Origin of the sequence: Geobacillus sp. BMUD, from assembly GCF_013096845.1 — a bacterium.
GTDB lineage: Bacteria > Bacillota > Bacilli > Bacillales > Anoxybacillaceae > Geobacillus > Geobacillus vulcani.
In genome coordinates, this window is sequence record NZ_SDLA01000104.1 from 1 (window position 1) to 370 (window position 370).

1 protein-coding gene is annotated in these 370 nt (G+C 59.7%); it reads right to left on the reverse strand.

The features are described from left to right. Positions 1-47: 47 nt before the first annotated feature. The gene (locus ETC05_RS17625; protein WP_171661580.1) at positions 48-233 is read right to left on the reverse strand and encodes a hypothetical protein; all 186 of its coding nucleotides are present in this window, start codon (positions 231-233) and stop codon (positions 48-50) included. Positions 234-370: the final 137 nt, after the last annotated feature.

Genomic DNA, 370 nt, shown 5'->3' on the forward strand with positions numbered 1-370 from the left:
ATCCATCCTGTTGGATTTGTCAATCGAAATAGTTCATTCCCTCAAAACTAGATAACCGTCGGAAGAAGCCGCGCTTCGTACTGTCTAGCTCCGGCCGCCATCGGCTCGCGACGCTTCGGTCCTGCTGTGGCGGCAACAGCCTCCTCGCAGGCCCTCCAGCACGTTTCGCCGATAAGCGGGCGGCCTCCGCTTTTCGTACTGTCTAGCTCCGGCTCGCCGCCGCTCGGGGTCAAATCACCTTCTCCCTCGGGGCGCGAGCGCCCCTGCGGGTGAAGAACATTTGGCTTCGAGAGCGAAACGCGGCGCTTCCACTTTTCTAGGTTAAGCCCTCGATCGATTAGTATCCGTCAGCTCCACGTGTCGCCACGCT